The 18,735-nt window shown below is 53.0% G+C and carries 13 protein-coding genes; 6 read left to right on the forward strand and 7 right to left on the reverse strand.

Annotated features, from left to right (window positions below; genetic code table 11):
- Window positions 1–242: 242 nt before the first annotated feature.
- The 3 genes from PLF13_03400 to ilvC all read right to left on the reverse strand — a co-directional run bounded on the left by PLF13_03400 (window position 243) and on the right by ilvC (window position 7,928).
- Entirely contained in the window at window positions 243–4,112 is a 3,870-nt protein-coding gene (locus PLF13_03400) for a T9SS type A sorting domain-containing protein (protein HOP06316.1), read from the reverse strand.
- A gap of 275 nt (window positions 4,113–4,387) precedes the next feature.
- Complete coding sequence (locus PLF13_03405; protein HOP06317.1) at window positions 4,388–6,448, reverse strand: thioredoxin domain-containing protein; 2,061 nt, start codon at window positions 6,446–6,448, stop codon at window positions 4,388–4,390.
- A gap of 535 nt (window positions 6,449–6,983) precedes the next feature.
- On the reverse strand, window positions 6,984–7,928 hold the full coding sequence (gene ilvC / locus PLF13_03410) for a ketol-acid reductoisomerase (GenBank protein HOP06318.1): 945 nt from the start codon (window positions 7,926–7,928) through the stop codon (window positions 6,984–6,986).
- 55 nt (window positions 7,929–7,983) lie between these two features.
- On the opposite strand from ilvC, the gene nadC reads away from it, so the two are divergent.
- The gene (gene nadC, locus PLF13_03415) at window positions 7,984–8,865 is read left to right on the forward strand and encodes a carboxylating nicotinate-nucleotide diphosphorylase (protein ID HOP06319.1); all 882 of its coding nucleotides are present in this window, start codon (window positions 7,984–7,986) and stop codon (window positions 8,863–8,865) included.
- A gap of 89 nt (window positions 8,866–8,954) precedes the next feature.
- Window positions 8,955–9,149, forward strand: coding sequence for a CDGSH iron-sulfur domain-containing protein (locus PLF13_03420; protein HOP06320.1), 195 nt, complete (start codon window positions 8,955–8,957; stop codon window positions 9,147–9,149).
- A gap of 161 nt (window positions 9,150–9,310) precedes the next feature.
- Here PLF13_03420 and PLF13_03425 read toward each other — a convergent pair whose 3' ends face one another.
- The 4 genes from PLF13_03425 to PLF13_03440 all read right to left on the reverse strand — a co-directional run bounded on the left by PLF13_03425 (window position 9,311) and on the right by PLF13_03440 (window position 12,634).
- Window positions 9,311–9,838, reverse strand: coding sequence for an ECF transporter S component (locus PLF13_03425; GenBank protein HOP06321.1), 528 nt, complete (start codon window positions 9,836–9,838; stop codon window positions 9,311–9,313).
- A 3-nt stretch (window positions 9,839–9,841) separates the two neighbouring features.
- Window positions 9,842–10,447: a methyltransferase domain-containing protein gene (locus PLF13_03430; protein ID HOP06322.1), complete on the reverse strand. Its 606-nt coding sequence runs from the start codon at window positions 10,445–10,447 to the stop codon at window positions 9,842–9,844.
- Window positions 10,448–10,909: 462 nt separating this feature from the next.
- The gene (locus PLF13_03435; GenBank protein ID HOP06323.1) at window positions 10,910–11,971 is read right to left on the reverse strand and encodes a macro domain-containing protein; all 1,062 of its coding nucleotides are present in this window, start codon (window positions 11,969–11,971) and stop codon (window positions 10,910–10,912) included.
- An 18-nt stretch (window positions 11,972–11,989) separates the two neighbouring features.
- Window positions 11,990–12,634, reverse strand: a complete 645-nt coding sequence (locus PLF13_03440; GenBank protein HOP06324.1) for a DUF4433 domain-containing protein — start codon at window positions 12,632–12,634, stop codon at window positions 11,990–11,992.
- Between the two features lie 298 nt (window positions 12,635–12,932).
- Here PLF13_03440 and uvrA point away from each other — a divergent pair, with 298 nt between their 5' ends.
- From uvrA to PLF13_03460, 4 genes are all read left to right on the forward strand, one after another.
- Window positions 12,933–15,851 carry an excinuclease ABC subunit UvrA gene (gene uvrA / locus PLF13_03445; protein HOP06325.1) on the forward strand — a complete coding sequence of 973 codons (2,919 nt, stop codon included), beginning with the start codon at window positions 12,933–12,935 and terminating at the stop codon, window positions 15,849–15,851.
- On the forward strand, window positions 15,835–16,707 hold the full coding sequence (gene mutM / locus PLF13_03450; protein ID HOP06326.1) for a bifunctional DNA-formamidopyrimidine glycosylase/DNA-(apurinic or apyrimidinic site) lyase: 873 nt from the start codon (window positions 15,835–15,837) through the stop codon (window positions 16,705–16,707). The genes uvrA and mutM overlap by 17 nt, the downstream gene beginning before the upstream one ends.
- A 176-nt stretch (window positions 16,708–16,883) precedes the next feature.
- The gene (locus tag PLF13_03455) at window positions 16,884–17,531 is read left to right on the forward strand and encodes a nucleoside 2-deoxyribosyltransferase (protein ID HOP06327.1); all 648 of its coding nucleotides are present in this window, start codon (window positions 16,884–16,886) and stop codon (window positions 17,529–17,531) included.
- Between the two features lie 20 nt (window positions 17,532–17,551).
- Window positions 17,552–18,733: an HD domain-containing protein gene (locus PLF13_03460; GenBank protein ID HOP06328.1), complete on the forward strand. Its 1,182-nt coding sequence runs from the start codon at window positions 17,552–17,554 to the stop codon at window positions 18,731–18,733.
- Window positions 18,734–18,735: the final 2 nt, after the last annotated feature.

The following is an 18,735-nucleotide window of genomic DNA, read 5'->3' on the forward strand; positions in this document are numbered from 1 at the left end:
CTGTCCCGGTCTGTAAATAGGACAAGACAACCCCATATTTGGATTAATTGAGGGAGGCCGTGTTGTACGGCTTCTATTATAAGTTGCTAATGAAAATATATCGCGCATATAGCAATTCTTGGAACAGCTACGATATAGGCAACATCTGTGGCAGTGAGCCTTCTACGAAAACGAGGAGTCATTAATCGCTTAAGCTAAAGAACTGCCAATCCAACATAGTGGACTAAATTTTAAAAGAGCCATTATCTTAACAATAGCATCTTTTTGGATTCGGAATAACTCTCCGTAATAATCCGATAGAAGTAAACTCCAGATGCAACAGGCTGGCCTGAGTCATTAGTACCGTCCCATGTAACAACCTTCCGGCCAGGCGATAGTCGCTCGTTAACCAAAGTGCGAGTTTGTTGCCCTAGAACATCATATATCTGAACCCGAACAAAACACGATCTCTGGATATCAAACTCAATCTGAGTCACCGGATTAAATGGATTTGGGTAATTCTGGCCAAGGCAAAACGAACTCGGTCTGCTGGAATTCTCTATCTCAAAGATGTCCATTGCTCCGATGAAGTTCTTTCCCTCAAATGAACCGTCAATTACTACAGCGTCATAAATATCTCCATTCACGTTATCTCTCCATACCTGATAGGAACCTGGCTCAACCACGAACCGGTATAGTCCGGCCTCATTCGTGAGAGTTGAGTCTATCCCAGGGTCACTCATCGCCTGACTTCCATACGAATTGATGTAGACCCAGGCGGTTGCCAAGGCCTCGCCATCAGAGGAAGATACAACCTGCCCTGCAATATGAAATAGGTCTACCGAGTCGGTCTCCTTCGCAGAATATCCGCACGCGTTAGCACACCGCAATCCGACTACATATTTCCCTGCTTGAGAAAGGTCGTACTGATCTAGGGGTAGGATATATCTAAGACTATTCTTACTCGTAGTAAGGGCCGTGTCACCAAACGGTGTCGGTTGACTGATACTCACTTCATACATGTCTGCACCTTCAATATCTTCCCAACTTATATTCATAGCGTTCACCAAGGGCGATATGAGAGGATATGTTTGCGTTGGGACAACACAACTGGGTGTGAAGCAACTGACCTTACTCCACGAACTACAATAGCACGTATTGCATGATCTTACTCGCCAGTAGTACATCCGTCCTCCAGATAACCCCGATGCCAACAATGCTGTATCAGCCACTGTCTCCGTGCCAATTGTTGAGAAAAGAGAATCATCGTCCAACTGTAACTCATAATACTCTGTTATCGCACCTGCATACAACTGCGTTCCGTCCTGCCAACTGAGAGTTATGGGTAGATCAATATCGAATGCGCCACTGTCCGGGCCGAGTAGAACGGGCCTGTCCGGTTGAGAGTATTTGAAAATGTCGATGGAGACGATTTCACTGGTATCGCAATCACTAATCGTACGCAAATTGAGTGTGACAGGGCCAAGTCCACACGTACTAACAAGAGTATCGTCCCATGAATTATTGAGCCACCATTGAGTGCCGAAACAGTCTGCTTGATAGAGGTAGCCAATTGCTCCCGGTACGGGGGGAAACGCAATATACACGGGCGGACATTCACTTGTGGCATACGGTTCTGGAGGTTCAACGTCACTACATGTGGTCGTGAACCAACGGTAAGGACTCCAACCGCTATTGCCACAGTCAGTCCAGACTCTTACTCGCCACCAGTATCGTTTTCCTGCCTTCAAATCTATCGGACAGTAATAGGACAAGGCTGGATCAGATATCACGACATCATCACAAGCCGTGGGATAACTCTCCTCCAAACCATATTGAATGCGATAATCTGTGGCACCCGGGATGTCGTCCCAGTCGAAGCAAATATCTTGATCGACGCCTGCTGCTCCATCTACTGGGGTCATATTTTGAACCACGTCCGGTGAGTCCTCACAGATGAATACTTGATATGTCTCCGCAAACTCTGGGCCACCATTTCCTCCATTATCAATAGCATATACTTGAACATCATAATAGCCCTGTGTGACAGGCAGAACGAAAACGAATTCTTGCCTGTAATAGTCTACAACAGGGTGTTGCGAACGAATGTCACCCTCAATCCAGTTTGCATAATTCTGCGGTTTACAGAATATCTGGTGAATACCAGATTCATCGGTTGCCTTTACGTATGCAGTAGCAATGTTCTTGCTAGCCGAGTAAGAGAAGTGGTACTCGGGAAGGTGGATTACTGCATCTTCCGTCATATATGTGCTGGCGCCACCCTCTAGTCCACACTGTACTACTGGAGCAGTCCCAGTATTAGGATTACTCAACACCTGTTCAATCGCATACAATATGTCATGGTCTGCCAAGTTTGCTGTAACACTGACATCATAATTGGAACCGTCTTTTCCCCAAACCCACAGACCATTTCTCTCATAAGCATATTCTACTAATCCGTCACATCTCAAATCCTTAACCTCATCAACATCTATCGTGAGCCCCGGTGATGTCGTGTAGTTCAAGATGTCAAGAGCCAAAGTGGGATATCCGATGTCGCGGCCAATGAATTCAGTTGCCGTATCCATCACGTTTCTTCGTTCTTCAAATGAGAGCCTCCTATTGCTTGGTTGATAGGATCCCCAAAATTCCAAGTCGTTCGGATTATCAATCATGCGAGACCAGTTGTTGTCATAAATCCCTCCCCCATTGTCGCCGTCTTGTCCAACTTCGACACACCTCAGGTGTCCCTCAGAATCGACACCGGCACAGAGCCCCGTATGCCCTAGCCAGCCGAAGAGCCCCCACCCAATGCTATTCTCTCTATAGCCTGGATCGCCATATTCCTGAACGATCGAATAGGAGTCGTTCTTGTCTGGCGTGAATGTGGCAGCCTCGCGCGCTGGGGGGATAGCCCTTGATACTGAGAAAGACTCGAGCCATTGTGTCTCTGAGGAAGACAAGCTTCGCGCTGACGTGACGTTCAGTATCTTCTTTGCATCAGATTGATCGATGATGGGCTTAAGTCGTCTTAGAATCAGTTCCGTTTGTACGCGGCTAGACTCGGTGCGTAGCATATCCATGAGAATCGACTTCACGAGTGCTATGTGCTCCTGTTTGTTTAGAAAGAAACTAGCTTCTATAGCGATAGACTGTGATTCTGCATTGTTCGAATGCAGAAGTGCGAAGATCAGCCCTGTTTGTTTCCTTATCGCTATATCCACGCACCCTTCATCAAACCGATTCTCATTCTGTACCAGATACTTGAGTGCCTCAATACCTCCTATATCCCCCAAGGCGGTAGCCGCGGAACTGAATATGTATTCATCTGAAATTGATGATAGTATGCCTCCTATGATATCCACGGATTCGTTGACCCCAAAGTCAGATAGTGCAATGCACGTAGATCGGATAACAGGAGAACATGTTCTTGTCGTAGTGTCATTCGCTAGTGCCATCAGAGCTGGGATTGCGTCTCTAAATTCTATTTCGCGGATTCCCTTTATGGCCACACGCCTCAACTCAGGGTCCTCACCTGAGACTGTTGCTACTGCGGTCAACTCCTGTCCATAGTCAGCCACCCATTCTGGATTCGCATTGCCAGTAGCTATGAGTCTGCTCAGGCTGTGGCTCGCAACGATCATAGCAGCCAAACGATTTTCGTTTCTATCGTTCATCAACCCTTTTGATCTTGACCAAGAGTATGAGAACAAACGCTTGAGGTCCGTGGGTGAGTACCCCTGGACGCCGCTATTGAGAACGTTCAGCATGAAGAACTCCGCCAAGTCATCCCTCGGAGGTATTGATTGCAGTTGTTCGATCGCCACTGATGCTTCAATCTGTCCGGCCCTAATCCGCCGTCTCATCTCTGCTCCCAAATATCCAAACAGAAGGACGCTATCTCTCGCAGCCGATGCCTGCTCAACGGTACAGAAGAGATCAGTTGTCGACAACTCCGACAGCCTCAACAAGCATTCCATCACATTCGACTGATCATTTGTATCCAATGCTCGCCTGAGTTCCGTGTACGAGGACGATGGGGACCTATCACCAACGGCAGTCTCAGAAACAGACATTTCATTGGACAGCAACGAGAAGAGAATCACGAGAATGAAAGTGGACCCTGCTTTCATGGGTTACTCCTTCATGTTGAGTACAGTATTATGGATCTCCTACCCATACCCTAGATGTGATAACCGGAAGAGAGGTTAGAGATAGAGCTGGTAAACACGCTCTACTACAAACATATAACGCCTTTATAATAGTCCCTGAAGTCAGGTAATACAAGTACCAATTCGATCCCGATTGCTTAGCCGTCTCTCAGTTTAACCCACGACACCCCATCTCTATCAACCTCCTTGCAAACATGCTACTTGACGCGACCGAGGGGCTTCTGCCCCTGCCCCCCCTACACCTCCCCCAACTGCTCCAGCAATTCTTCCGCAGTCGTGGCGGGAACGCCGCAGGTGGAGTTGCAGCAGACGTAAGCTAACGTTGTACCCGCAGGGGCAACGCGGCCTTCGAACAACGGCAGCGAGGAGCGGCCGTCGGTGCTGATTGCCACGATGCGGTTCGGCAAATACTGCCCGTAAACAAGACGCAACATCGCATCACGAGTCGGGCTCGAGCCCACGACCACAATCTCAATTTTATCACTCATCGTGAAATCATAAGCCGTAACCGCCGACACCATACCCGCCGGATAGCCGTTGACCTTGGCGGCGACAGCACGAAGACTCAACCGGGCAGTCTCCTCAAACGAGGCCACGCCGGTAATCCGGGCCAGCTTGAGCAGCACCCCAATCATAATTGAGCCCGGCGCGGGCGTCGAGCCGTCCTCTTCGTCCTGCGGCCGCACGATTAAATCCGCCTCGCCGTCGGGCCGAAGATACCAGCGTCCGGCGTCGTCCGCGAACAACTCGACGGCATTCCGGCTCAACTCCGTCGCAAAATCAATCCAGCGCTCATTGTCCAAGCCCGGATCGGACTCGTACAGATCAGCCAGCCCGCGTGCGAAATAGGCGTAATCCTCAAGAAAAAGACCCTCGCTGTAACGCTCCTCACGGTACGAGTGAGTCAACCGTCCCTCATTATATAAGGTACTGTGCACGAACTCCGCCACGGCTTTCGCCGCTTCCAAATACTCCTCTCGGCCAGTAACCTGGAATCCCTTCGCCAGCGCAGTGAGAGCCAGACCGTTCCATGAGGTGAGGATCTTGTCGTCGGTCAAAGGCCGTACGCGTTCGTTTCTAACCACCAGTAGTTTGCTTTTCGTTCGTGCGAGAAACGCGACTTTCTTCTCGTCGAAAAGATCATCCAGCGCCCGGCGCGATTCGGCCGTGACGTTGAGAATGTTTTTCTCCTCGAAGTTTCCCCCTGCTGTGACGTTGTAGTATCGATTGAACCGTTCCGCGTCATCGCCTAAGATCGAATCGATCTCGCCCTTATCCCAGATGTAGAATTTCCCCTCTTCTCCCTCGGAGTCGGCATCGAGCGCCGAATAGAACACCCCCTCCGGCGAGCGCATTTCGCGCAACATCCAGTCGAGCGTCTGCTCGACCACCTCACGATAGAGTGCTCGCCCGGTGATCTGAAACGCCTCAGTGTAGAGTGGGACGAGCAGGGCGTTGTCGTAGAGCATCTTTTCGAAATGCGGCACGAGCCAGACGCGGTCAGTGCTGTAGCGGGCGAAACCGCCGCCGAGCTGGTCGTAAATGCCGCCGGCGGCCATGGCGTCTAGCGACAACAGCGCGGCTTCGAGATAAGTCGTATCGCCGCTGTGGGCGTATTGCTGCAGAAACAGCGACAACTCCAGCGCGTGCGGGAATTTAGGCTCGGAGCCAAACCCGCCGTTGATTCGGTCGAGATTGCGGCTTAACGACACCGCCGCTTTGTTCAGGATCGTTGGCTCGATATCGCCGGGATCGTCCTGCGGTCGCAGACGTGCGGCGATCTGGTCGAACACTCCCTCGGCGGACTTGATCACACTCCCCTTGTCGGCCCGATAGACCCGCGCGATCTCGGTAATCACTTTCATGAACGAAGGCCGCCCGTAACCGTCGACCGGCGGAAAATAGGTCCCGGCGAAAAACGGTTTCAGGTCGGGGGTGAGAAACACCGACATCGGCCAGCCCCCCTGGCCGGTCATGGCCGTGGTGAATGACATGTAAATCTTGTCCAGGTCGGGGCGCTGTTCGCGGTCGACTTTGATACTGACGAAATTCTCGTTCAACACGGCGGCGACTTTCTCGTCCTCGAATGACTCACGCTCCATCACATGACACCAGTGACAAGCGGCATAACCAATCGAAAGAAAAATCGGCTTGTCCTCATCGCGAGCCCTGTTGAGAGCCTCATCTCCCCAGGGATACCAATCCACCGGATTGTGGGCGTGCGAGAGCAGATACGGCGAGTTTTCGTCTATCAGTTTATTGGTATGGGCTTGCTTCGATTTGGCCTGTTGTGGCATATCGTTATCCTTATCGGCGGCCGGGATGAATGCAGGATCATGTACGGTCCAGGCCGCTGGTGCTGTAACCGATTTCAGATCGTTTTCATAGACTACAACCGGTTTTCCCCAAGAATGTTTCGAGAGAACACAAGCCGCCCGGTCAATCCGGACGGCTTTCTTTGGACCCTCCCAGGCCTCTTGACGTTTTCCCTCAGACGAGGATAACGCACCCGTCGGTCTCCTGAACCTACGATCGGTCCTCGTCCGAAGGTCTTATACCCTTAGACAATCGTGTTCATTTCCCGGTTCCCTCCGTGGAGCCATCATTCGTAGGTCGGGTTCCGGAGTGAGCGCGGGCAACGCCCCGTTAACGTAGAAACCCGACTCCCCGCGAATCATCTGATAGTACCCGCTCGTTGTTATTGCGAACGAAGAGACACAATCTCATTCGGCAGGTTCGAAGACGGACTTGCCCTACGGATATTACAGCGGGAAAGACGTTTTCCGTGGCTGGTTGATACAGGGGCAGACGAGACGTCTGCCGCCCACGAAATCACCTGGAATACTTACGGGCGGCTTTTTCGAGAGCAGGATTCGTGAGTTGCCGGAGGCGATCCTTAAGGTTTTTAACGCCGGCGTCGTCGAGCTTAGCCAGGTCACGGGCGAACCGCCCCGACTCGATCCCCTTGAAAAGTTGCTCCAGCTTACGGCGGACATGTTCATCGACAATTTCCGGTCCGGCAGCGGCCGATCCCGCCTGAGCGGTTACGGAAATACGATCGTACATGCCGGTTATGCCGTGCTGTTTGATCAGCGCCACGATCAGGTCGAGTTGATAAACCACCTCGAGATAAGCGTTCTCCGCCGGGACACCGTGGGCTACGAGGATCTCGAAACCGGCCTTGATCAAAGCCGTAAGGCCGCCGCACAACACGGCCTGCTCGCCGAACAAGTCCCCCACCGCCTCATCGCGAAAGGAAGTTTTTACGAGTCGCTTTTGGGCGAAGCCGATTCCCTCGGCCAGAGCTAACACGATTCGAGTTGCCCGACCGCTGTAATCCTGATGAACGGCATAAAACGCCGATATATCCCGTTCCCCGAGAAATCTCTCACGCACGGTCTGTCCCGGCGCGTGCGGCGCGAGCAGGGCGATATCGACATTCGACGGCGGCTTGATCAAGCCGAAATGGATCGTGGTCGCATGCAAAAACAACAACAGAGAACCCGGCTTGAGATTCGCCTCAATGTGGTCGGAAAAAACCCCCGCCTGCAGATGATCCGGCAGAGCCATGATCACCACCCCGGCCCCGGCCGTTGCGCGGGCCACCGTAGTAACCTCGACGCCGTCCTTTTTCGCCTTGCGGCGGCTTTTGGAGCCTGTCCTGAGTCCGACCGTTACCGGCCAACCGGAGTCGCGCAGGTTGAGCGCAATCGCTCGCCCCTGCGAGCCGTAACCGAGCACCGCTACCGCTGCTATGTGTTTTGCCAATCCTGCCATGCCGCCAATATAAAATGCCAATTGACTTTTGCCAACGGCTCTGTTCTTTAGACGTATGGCTGCTCTCGATAAGTCCATATTCCAACTGGTCCGGCTGGCGCTCGATGAGGATATCGGCCCCGGCGATGTGACCTCGCTGGCCTGCCTCGAACCGGAGATGATCACTGCTCGAATCGTCGCCAAATCCGTCGGCGTCGTGAGCGGGATTCTTCCGGCGCGACTGGCGTTCGAGCTGGTCGACTCGGCCAATCAGTTTGTCCCGTGTCTTCAGGACGGGAGCCGTTTCGAGCCGGGCGATGTACTGGTAACAATCGAGGGACTCAACCGCACCGTCCTGACCGCCGAGCGGGTGGCGCTAAATTTCATGGCTCATCTGAGCGGTGTCGCGACGCTCACAAGGCGGTTCGTTGACAAAATCGAAGGTTACAACTGTCAAATTCTCGATACCCGTAAGACAATGCCGGGCTGGCGCATACTCGAAAAACAGGCCGTTCTTCACGGCGGCGGGCACAACCATCGCTATGGCCTCTACGACATGATCCTGATTAAGGATAATCACATCGCCGCAGCCGGATCGATCCGCGCGGCGGTCGAACAGGCTCGCTCTTATTTGCACTCGGCCGATTTCTCGCGCCAGTTCCATACCGACCCGGACACGATCGAGATAGAGGTCGAGGTGGTCAACGAAGCCCAACTGCGCGAGGCGGTTGACACCGGCATCAAGCGACTCCTGCTCGACAATCAGACTCCGGAATCACTCGAAGTGCTCGTGGATGTCTCCCGCGAGATCGACTCCGCCGTCAAACTCGAGGCCTCGGGCAATGTCTCGCTCGATAACGTAGCCGCCATCGCCGCCACCGGCGTGGATTATATCTCTATCGGCGCTCTCACTCATTCCGCACCGGTGTGCGACCTCTCATTAAAAGTAGTTGAATAATAAAGGCTCATCACGGGCACTTTTGTAAGTCAGCGGGGTTCTTGGGAGCAAAGAACGCTCATAATAATGCCATACAAGGAGAAGAATCCATGTCCGACGACAAGATCAAAGTCACCGTCATCAAGAACGGTCCGTTGCGGGTCGAGGCGGCCAAGTTCGAGATAGTGAACAGCGACGGCACGACCATTGAGAAGAACGGCCCGGTGCATTTCTGCCGTTGTGGCCATTCCAAGAATAAACCGTTTTGTGACGGCGCTCATGTAAAAGCCGGTTTCGAGGGATAATACCTCGGAATCGCCCGGTTTCTCGCCGCTTTGGTTTTCAATCAGGCCGGGTCATTCACGACCCGGTCGATTCAAATAACGGATAAGCCTATATCCGAACCGGAAATAACGATCCGATTGCTCTTACGATCCCGCTCGTTTCAAAGATTGATCGACGACGTTCAGACCGAGCGTCGTTTTACGGCCTGCACTATGATCGGAATGATTACTAATTGAACCGCTATCCCCGGCAGACCGGCCACGAGCGGGCCACCTGCTGAGAAAAACACGGCCGGTCCGTAAGGTAGTTCTATCAGCATTCCCAGCAAGAACAGCCCCAGCCCGAACATCAGCCGCCCGCCGATCATGGCAATCATGAGAGCGATGTAGATATTCATCCTGAAACGTCGGTAGCACAGTCCCGCCAGGAGACCGTAGAACATCAACTCGAGCGTCATCAACAACACGGCATAGGACGGTGGCATGCCGGTGAGGATATGAGACAACGAAGGGGCCAGAAGACCTACCAGCAGGCCGCTGCCCGGGCCGACCAGGAATCCCGCCAGGAGCACCGGTAGATGCATCGGCAGAAACATACGTCCTCCCATACCGAAAGCATGGAACCCTATCGGTAACAGCACCGCCAGAGCCAGGTAAAGGGCCGTATGGGCTGTGAATCGGGCTTGTGATGTCGGGTTGGGATTATTCACGACTCAGTCGGAGTTGATGGCCGTCACCAGAAACAGACCGGTGTGGTCCTCAATCGAGACATCCTTGAACCGACTGCTCTCGAACATGTTCGTCAACCGTTCCCGAGTAGGGATCTCATCGTGCTCGACCGCTCCGCCGACTCGCCGATGAGCCGCAGCCAGATCTTTCGAGGAAGTCAAATGGATGATATAAAACCTTCCCCCCGGTTTAAGCACCCGGTGGGTTTCTTCAATCGCCGCCGCTTTGTCGCTGAAATGGGCAAACGAACCGAACGCCACACAGAGATCGAAACAGTGGTCGGTGAACGGCAGGCGGGAGGCATCGCAGTCGACCACCGAGACATTCTCGAACGGGAAATTGCGGTGGGCTTTCAGAGCCATTTGCAGGGCAAAATCCACCCCGGTGATGGAGCCTTCGGTCCCTACCCGGCGACGCATCATATCGAACAGGATACCGGTGCCACAGCCGAGATCGAGAATATCGCTGCCCGGTTCAATTTTGATTCCGCCGACGATATGGGAGAGTCTTTCGAGGTCTTCAGCCGCGTAATGCAGGTCCCACTCCTCAGCCAGCCGATCAAAAAATTCCTGATGTTTATCGTGTGACATTGTCCACAATTTAACGGGGCGGTAGAAACTGTCAAGCGATTTCGGCCAGGGGGCGACGGAGAGCCACTTGAGAGGTGGGCCACCGATGCGAACAGACTTGCTCGGTATCGTAGCCGGGGATCCCTGCGATCCCCGGCTGTATTGCTACAGGTTGGGTAACCCACATGTGCTTTGGTGTCCCACCCGTGCCTCGGGTGGGACAATCGATGCAAAGCTATCCACGTACCGATATTGCCAATCCCACCAAATCCAATGTCCTGTTTCCGCTTACCGTGAATTGGGTTCGTTTTGTATTTTTGTATTCTGTGCCGTTTTGTCTCCCCATGCACGACCGGCTGCTTTATTGCTCCTTGTCTCTACTGATGTAGCGTGGGCTGGATTTTGCGGAAGGATTGTAAGGAATGTGGGGGGGTGTTGAAAGGTGGGCCTCTTTTGGTGGACTTAGGCTCCGGACCGAGTAGTTCAAAACTTGTGCGGCTTTGACCCCATGTCGAGCCAGCCCTTCTCTTCAAGCCGTCGCCAGGCGGCGGCGATTTGAGCGCTGCTGAAGAGCGAGCGTTTGCGCTCATTCCAATCATGTACCTGTCGGATTGTGGTCTCAGTATCTCGTGCGGGATTATCATCCTCGTGCGTGACCCAATAGACGGACGATAGCAGTTCCATGCCGAAGGGTGTTTCGAATCCTTCTATGATATCTGCAACTACATCTAATCGCTGCACGGACTCTTGCTCGCTGTTCAAAAATTCTATCGCTTCTTCCGCAATCCCCTTCACCAACTCGATTTCTACGTCTGGTTTCTGCGTGTCCCCATAGCCCCTTGTGAAGTGCCCCTCCATCCTCTCCAGAACCTTGTTGAGATTATGAGCGTAGGGACCGTATAAGCCTTTCTTGAATTGAAGCCTTAGCGGCTCACCGGCCTCTTGGAGGAAATAAGCCAACTTCTGTATTTCCAAGAGTGTTAAACGATATGCCAGCTGCGAGTATCTGTGCATTGCCAGTACAACGAGAGCCCGTGAGGACGTCCATTTGGGTCTACTAGTTCCGATCGGCATGTCGGAATGATCCGGTGCCCCAACCGGTTCATATAGAAGCACCCGTATATCATTAGCTTCGCGGAATTTCTCTTCGATCAATCGCCTAACTTGGCCCCAGTCAAGTCCCCCGAGACCGCAGCCAAGTGGTGGTATGGCAATCGATTTAATGCCGAGTTGTCGCACAATTTTTAGCAAGTCATTCAGTCCATGCTCAATGTCTTCAATTTTCGACTTGCCTCGCCAGTGCCGTTTTGTTGGGAAGTTGATAATATATTTGGGATTCATCATCCTCCCGGTCTCGAAAACGTGCATTCGACCTTGGACAACTTCACCGGTCTTGCACGCACGGTGATAAGCTTCATAGTTGGCGGGAAAGGCCTTCTTGAACTGGAGAGCAATTCCCTTACCCATAAAACCAACAGTGTTAACAGTGTTAACCAATGCTTCCGCATCTGCTTTGAGAACGTTTCCTCTGGTTAGTTCAATCATTTTCACCCCAAGCGGCTTTTAATAATACCACTTTCTGCAAACTCTTACCGGCTTCTGCAACTTGTCTGGATACTGCTCCATAATTGATACGACCTTTTTCTTCATGCCGTTGTTCAGGACGGCAATGTGATCGACTAAGTCCCATGGGCAGCTTCTATAGACCAGGAACTCGGCTTGTTTTCGCCGCTGACGGTCTGGATGATCAAGATCGTCCTTCCATATCTCGGCGTATATGCAATCCCAGTCAAGGTTGTGTAGCAAAGCAAGATCATCGTACCAGTCCGTATAAGCAGCGATACCATGACCGTCAGAGAATACAAATCCTTGTTCGTTATTACACATCACCTGAGCATGCGAGACAATATAGATTATCGGTTCTTGTCCCTCGTCGTATCCCTCCACCCATCCCGTGTGCAATTGGTACAGCATGGGTGACCTCGGACCGAAATAGAACGACACATAATCATGAATACATCCACCCGGCCCGCAATCAATTGGCATAACCCGACGTTGTTGTTGAATATCCACGTTGTGAATCGTCTTGTACTTGAGTCCATCTGAGGGAACGTGCTTAGGGGCATGCAACGCACCACGCTGGAGACAAGTGGCGAGATTTTCTACGTGCATAATACGGAATATGGGGGTGGGAATTGGTGCTTCCATATCTCTTCACAATGGCAGACCCCCTAATCCGTTCCGCTGGGGGATCATCCTGTATTCGTTATCTCAACACAGTATCGCCAAATCGCTCATTCCCTGACAACCAAGAGAACATATCCTTACAGAGAGGCGACAGGACTCCTTCATTTTGAAATATGAAGCTGCCCAAAGCTCTGTGCAAGCATTTGATGATCACCAGAGTCTCCCCCTTCCCAAAAATGTGACGCGGGAAAATCAGATAGGCCTTTTGGTGAGGGAACTTTGAGCGTATATTGCGGTTTGCCCAAATTGTAGGAGCGTTATGGCCAACAACTCAGAAAAATACCAGGACAACCGCCAGTACCTGCACGTCAAGGGAGCACGGGAGCACAATCTCAAAAATATCGACGTCAAGATCCCGCGCAACACCCTGACCGTGATCACCGGCCTCTCCGGCTCGGGCAAAAGCTCGCTGGCGTTCGATACGATTTACGCCGAAGGGCAGCGCCGCTATGTCGAGTCGCTCTCGGCCTACGCCCGCCAGTTCCTCGGGTTGATGGAAAAACCCGACGTGGATTTCATTGAGGGACTCTCCCCGGCGATTTCGATCGAACAGAAAGGGACCCCCAAGAATCCTCGCTCGACAGTCGGCACGATCACCGAAATCTACGACTATCTCCGCCTCCTGTTCGCGCGGGTCGGCGTGCCGCACTGCATAAAATGCGGCGAACCGATTACCCAGCAAACGGTTGAACAAATTGTCGACTCGGTGCTCACGTTCGAGGAAGGCACCCGGTTGATGGTCCTCGCGCCGCTCGTACGCGGTAAAAAGGGGGAGCACAAGGAGGTAATCGAGGAAGCGCTGCGGGAAGGATTCGTCCGCTTGCGCGTCGACGGCGAGGTGGTCGAGACCGATTCGGAAATCGAACTGGACAAGAAGAAAAAGCATACGATCGAGGCGGTGGTCGATCGTCTGGTGGTCAAGGCCAAATCCAAACGCCGCCTGGCCGATTCGGTCGAAACCGGCCTTCGCGTCGGCAACGGCACAGTGCTGATCAATATCAAGAACAAGGACCTCCTCTTCTCCGAGCAGTTCGCCTGCCTCAAATGCAACATCAGCTATGAAGAGCCCACGCCCCGGATGTTCTCGTTCAATTCTCCGTTCGGCGCCTGTCCGGTCTGCGACGGACTCGGGCAGAAGATGGAAATCGATCCCGACCTGGTAGTACCGGATCGCTCGCTTTCGATCTCCGAGGGAGCGATCAATCCCTGGGGCGGCGCCGAGATGTCCAATTGGTATCGCTATCAACTGCGCGGGGTGGCCAATCATTTCGGCTTCAAATTTTCCACTCCGTTCGAAAAACTCCCCGAGGAAGTTCAAAAAGTAATCCTGTACGGTTCCGGCCGCACACAAATCCGTTTCGAATACGAACATGTCTCCGGCAAGGGGCGCGGTTCGGGGGTGTACGAATCGACGTTCGAGGGAGTCATTCCGCATTTGGAACGACGCTATAAACAGACCGAATCGAGCGGCGTGCGTCAGTGGATCGAACATTACATGTCGGTGTCGGAATGTCCCGCCTGTAAAGGCAGCCGTCTTCGGCCCGAAGCCCGGGCGGTGATTATCGACCGCGAAACGATTGACAGTCTGACTGTCAAGTCGATCAAAGAACTGCGCCGGTTTTTCGATGAAATCCACCTGACCAAACGGCAACAAACGATCGCTGCGCAGATTCTCAAGGAGCTGCGCGAGCGGCTGGGTTTCCTGTGCGATGTCGGGCTCGACTATCTTACCCTCAGCCGGGCCGCCTCGAGTCTTTCCGGCGGCGAAGCACAACGCATCCGCCTGGCGACTCAGATAGGTTCGCGCCTGGTCGGTGTGCTGTATATTCTGGATGAGCCCTCTATCGGTCTGCACCAACGCGACAATCGCCGCCTGCTCAATACGCTCACCGAACTGCGCGATATCGGCAACACCGTGCTGGTGGTGGAACACGACCGGGAAACGATTGAGGAAGCGGACTATGTGGTCGATCTCGGTCCCGGCGCCGGCGTGCATGGGGGCAAGGTCGTGGCAGCCGGAACGCCCCGCGATATTATCAAAGAGAAAAAGTCAATCACCGGGCAGTATCTCTCGGGCGAAAAAGAAATCCCGACACCGCAAGAACGACGAGAGCCGAACGGTCATTATATCGTTCTCAAAGGCGCTACCGGTAATAACCTGAGAAAAGTTGACGTGGAAATCCCGCTCGGCGGTTTTGTGGTGGTAACGGGGGTTTCCGGTTCCGGTAAATCGACTCTTATCAACGAGACGCTTTATCGCATTCTCGCCAAGCACTTTTTCAATAGTCGTCGCCAGCCGTTGCCGTACGGATCGATTGAAGGGCTCGAACATATCGACAAAGTAATTGCGATCGACCAGTCCCCTATCGGTCGCACACCGCGCTCCAACCCGGCCACATACACCGGCGTGTTCGCTCCAATACGTGACCTTTTTGCCGGATTGCCGGAGTCCAAAGCACGCGGGTACCAGCCAGGCCGGTTCTCGTTCAACGTCAAAGGGGGGCGCTGCGAGGCGTGCGCCGGCGACGGGATCATCAAAATCGAAATGCACTTCCTGCCGGATGTTTATATCCCCTGCGAAGTCTGCAAGGGAAAGCGCTACAACCGTGAAACGCTCGAGGTAACGTTCAAGGGGAAATCTATTTCCGATGTCCTCAACATGACCGTCGATGAAGCCCTGTCTTTTTTTGAGAACATCCCGCGTATTAAGAACAAACTCCTGACCCTGGCCAATGTCGGTCTCGGTTACATTCGGCTCGGGCAGCAGGCGACGACCCTCTCGGGCGGCGAAGCACAGCGCGTCAAACTGGCCACCGAGCTGTCCAAGATAGCGACCGGCAAGACGCTGTATATTCTCGACGAGCCGACCACCGGTCTGCATTTCGAGGATATCAAGATGCTCCTGCGGGTGCTGGAAGAATTGACCGACCGCGGCAACACGGTGCTGGTGATCGAGCATAATCTCGATGTGATCAAAACGGCCGACTGGATTATCGACATCGGTCCCGAAGGCGGCGACGACGGCGGTAGGATTATTGCGACCGGGACGCCGGAGCAAGTGGCGGCCAATCCCGATAGTTACACCGGTCAATACCTGAAGGCGGAGTTGGGGGACCGTGTTGCCGACCAATCCCGGAAGCGCGACGCGAGAAAGAAGACTCATGCCGGAACTGCCTGAAGTAGAAACAGTCGTACGCGGTCTTCGCGAAACGGTAGTCAGTCGCACGATCAAACAGGTTAAGCTCAACGCCCCGCCGGCAACAATCGTCGTCGGCCGCGCTTTCGCCGAACGCGGATTCGAGCGCTCTTTGGTCGGGAAACGGATTGAGCGTGTTGACCGACGCGGCAAGAATATCCTGATTCGGCTCTCCGGCGACGCCACCCTCTGGGCACATCTGAAAATGACCGGGCATTTTTTCTGGGTGCCGCGCTCGGCGCCGATCAATAAACACGATCTGGCTGTTTTCAGATTTCGCTCGGAGAACGGGAAGGGAGCGTGTCGCCTTGAAGAGAACATTCTCAAGTTCAACGACTATCGTCGCTTTGGCCGTCTGCGCTTGTTCGACAATGAGGAGTTGATGCAGCAGCCGGGAATCGCTTCGCTCGGACCGGAACCGCTTGAAATTTCCCCGGATGAATTCGTGGAGCTTTTCCGACGCACCACCCGCATGATCAAACCGGCTCTGATGGATCAGACCTTTATCGCCGGTCTCGGCAACATTTACGCCGATGAATCGCTTTATGCCGCGCGGATTCACCCCCGGCGGCTGACTTCATCTATATCGCGCAGGAAGTTGATCGAACTGCATGGAATTATCCAGACGCTCTTACTGATGGCGATCGACAACATGGGGACTTCGGTGGACTCCTATTCCGGCGTCAACGGCAATCCGGGCGGATTTCAAAAGTATCTCAAGGCTTATAACAACGAGAGTCTTCCCTGCGAGCGCTGCGGCACGATAATTATTCGCGAGAAGATAGGCTCCCGCTCGGCCCATTTCTGCCCCCGCTGCCAGAAAGCACCGAAGGGGTAGGTTTTCGACGGGCTTCAACAATATAGTGAGCTTTGAACTCAACTTATTGCACGACAGGGGATTCTCGGACCAAGACGCTGAGAACGGCTCGACCAATGTATCGGCTCGGCTACAAGGAATTGTGATCATTGATTGCCAGTGAGCACTTGACCCCGTGCCAACTAGTCGGTATCCTAATGAAAACAGATCACAAGCAAGGTATAGGTTCGTTGGCGATCAAGAGGATATATTGCGCGGGGCCTCTCTTTAATCCCAAGGAGAGAGATGAAATGCAGCAGATTGCGGACTCCCTAGAATCTGCGGGTTTCGGAGTCTTCCTTCCGCAGAGAGATGGCTTGGAGATGGCACGCATAGTGTCTGCATTGGTGGACGAGGGCATGAACAACCGCCAAGCGAACCAGCTACTGGCCAAAGCGATTTTCCACATCGACACGTACCAAGTGGCGAAGTGCGATGGGCTTGTGCTTAACCTCAATGGCCGGGTCCCAGACGAAGGTGCCATGGTGGAGGCCGGAATTGCTTGGGCGTTGAAGAGACCTGTGGTCATATACAAGAACGATGCCCGGTCTGCCCTGCTGGGCCAAGACAATCCTCTCGTGCTTGGTCTGGCGTCTTTCAAGACCATACGTGAGATAGGTGAGTTGCCAACCGCCTTTTCTCTGGCGTTTGCGAAGAACCTTGGAAATGCTGACGACTGGCTCATGTTGGCGGACCAAGTGGTTCGAAATCTGGATAGGGGCGCCAGATTGCAGAGAATCTTCACTCAAAGACGAGTAAACCGGGCCAACGCTGAGCGTCTGGCCAAGGTATTAGAGGAAGCATAACACACTATAGGGGAGGGTCAATGGCTCCAACGAATCTTGGCGACAAACGTGAGAAGGACGTGTGCACTCACCCCTTCGCATGCTTGAGCGTTAACTCAAAGGGCCGCGCCGAGACGGTTGTGGGAGACGGCATCCGGTCTGAGTTTCAACGGGATGTTCACCGTATTATTTACTCGCTGCCTTTTCGGCGACTTAGACACAAGACTCAGGTATTCTACAAACCTAATAATGACCACATCTGCAATAGGCTTGAGCATTCATTGCTGGTGTCCAACGCGGCACGGACGGTAGCAAGGGCTCTAGGGCTGAACGAAGATCTCGCTGAGGCTATCGGTTTGGGTCATGATCTCGGTCACGCTCCATTTGGTCACCATGGCGAGAAGATACTCAGTGAACTGTGTGAGGAGAATGGGATAGGTAGGCCGTTTCAACATGAAATAAACGGCTTGAGGTGCGTGGATAGACTTGGACAGTTTGACCGAGGCGACAATCCAGGTCTTAATCTGACCTTTGAAGTTCGCGACGGGATCATATCACACTGCGGAGAGGATAATAGTGTAAATGTGCTGGTACCTTACCAAGGCGAGAAGGATCTCTCGAGCTACACGCTCAGAAAACAGGTCCCCATGCCCGTCTCTCTTGAGGGATGCATTGTGAGGTTGGTCGATAAGGTTGCTTACCTTGGGCGTGACCTGGAGGATGCGCTGCAGGCGGGGATCATCCAAGAGTCTGACGTTCCAAAAGTCATCATAGAGGAGCTAGGTGCGCGTAACTCACAAATCGTCAAAACGCTTCTTGTCGATATAATCGACGAATCTCCTAATGACTGCCAGAAGATCCGCATGTCCGATGCTCGCTTTCAGGCCCTCAAGCAACTAATGGATTTCAATTACAAATACATATACCTGACACCAAAGGTCGAAGGCGAAAAGCAACGTGCCCGATCGGCACTCAGGTGCGTATTCCATGCTCTGCTTGATGTCATAAATAGGTCGAATCGCTTCCGAGACAAAGGCTTGCTCCCGGAAGGCAGTGTATTCAGATTCTTCGAAAAATTCGTTCAGGAAATGAAGTACCCCGAAGAGGAGGCGGAACCTCAGATCGTTGTGGACTATGTGAGTGGGTTTACTGACAACTTCTTGATAGCAGCCATCAAAGAAGTGGTCGACCCAGTCAATCTGGTGGTGAATCCCACCGCGTAGTT

This window comes from Candidatus Zixiibacteriota bacterium (assembly GCA_035380245.1).
GTDB lineage: Bacteria > Zixibacteria > MSB-5A5 > GN15 > FEB-12 > DAOSXA01.

Excerpts from the sequence above, each read along its gene's own strand:
- PLF13_03435 (HOP06323.1), bottom strand. The coding sequence starts at position 11,971 with ATGATTGAACTAACCAGAGGAAACGTTCTCAAAGCAGATGCGGAAGCA.
- PLF13_03440 (HOP06324.1), bottom strand. The coding sequence starts at position 12,634 with ATGGAAGCACCAATTCCCACCCCCATATTCCGTATTATGCACGTAGAA.
- ilvC (HOP06318.1), bottom strand. The coding sequence starts at position 7,928 with ATGGCAGGATTGGCAAAACACATAGCAGCGGTAGCGGTGCTCGGTTAC.
- PLF13_03430 (HOP06322.1), bottom strand. The coding sequence starts at position 10,447 with ATGTCACACGATAAACATCAGGAATTTTTTGATCGGCTGGCTGAGGAG.
- PLF13_03405 (HOP06317.1), bottom strand. The coding sequence starts at position 6,448 with ATGCCACAACAGGCCAAATCGAAGCAAGCCCATACCAATAAACTGATA.
- mutM (HOP06326.1), top strand. The coding sequence starts at position 15,835 with ATGCCGGAACTGCCTGAAGTAGAAACAGTCGTACGCGGTCTTCGCGAA.
- PLF13_03455 (HOP06327.1), top strand. The coding sequence starts at position 16,884 with ATGAAAACAGATCACAAGCAAGGTATAGGTTCGTTGGCGATCAAGAGG.
- nadC (HOP06319.1), top strand. The coding sequence starts at position 7,984 with ATGGCTGCTCTCGATAAGTCCATATTCCAACTGGTCCGGCTGGCGCTC.
- PLF13_03400 (HOP06316.1), bottom strand. The coding sequence starts at position 4,112 with ATGAAAGCAGGGTCCACTTTCATTCTCGTGATTCTCTTCTCGTTGCTG.
- PLF13_03460 (HOP06328.1), top strand. The coding sequence starts at position 17,552 with ATGGCTCCAACGAATCTTGGCGACAAACGTGAGAAGGACGTGTGCACT.
- PLF13_03420 (HOP06320.1), top strand. The coding sequence starts at position 8,955 with ATGTCCGACGACAAGATCAAAGTCACCGTCATCAAGAACGGTCCGTTG.
- uvrA (HOP06325.1), top strand. The coding sequence starts at position 12,933 with ATGGCCAACAACTCAGAAAAATACCAGGACAACCGCCAGTACCTGCAC.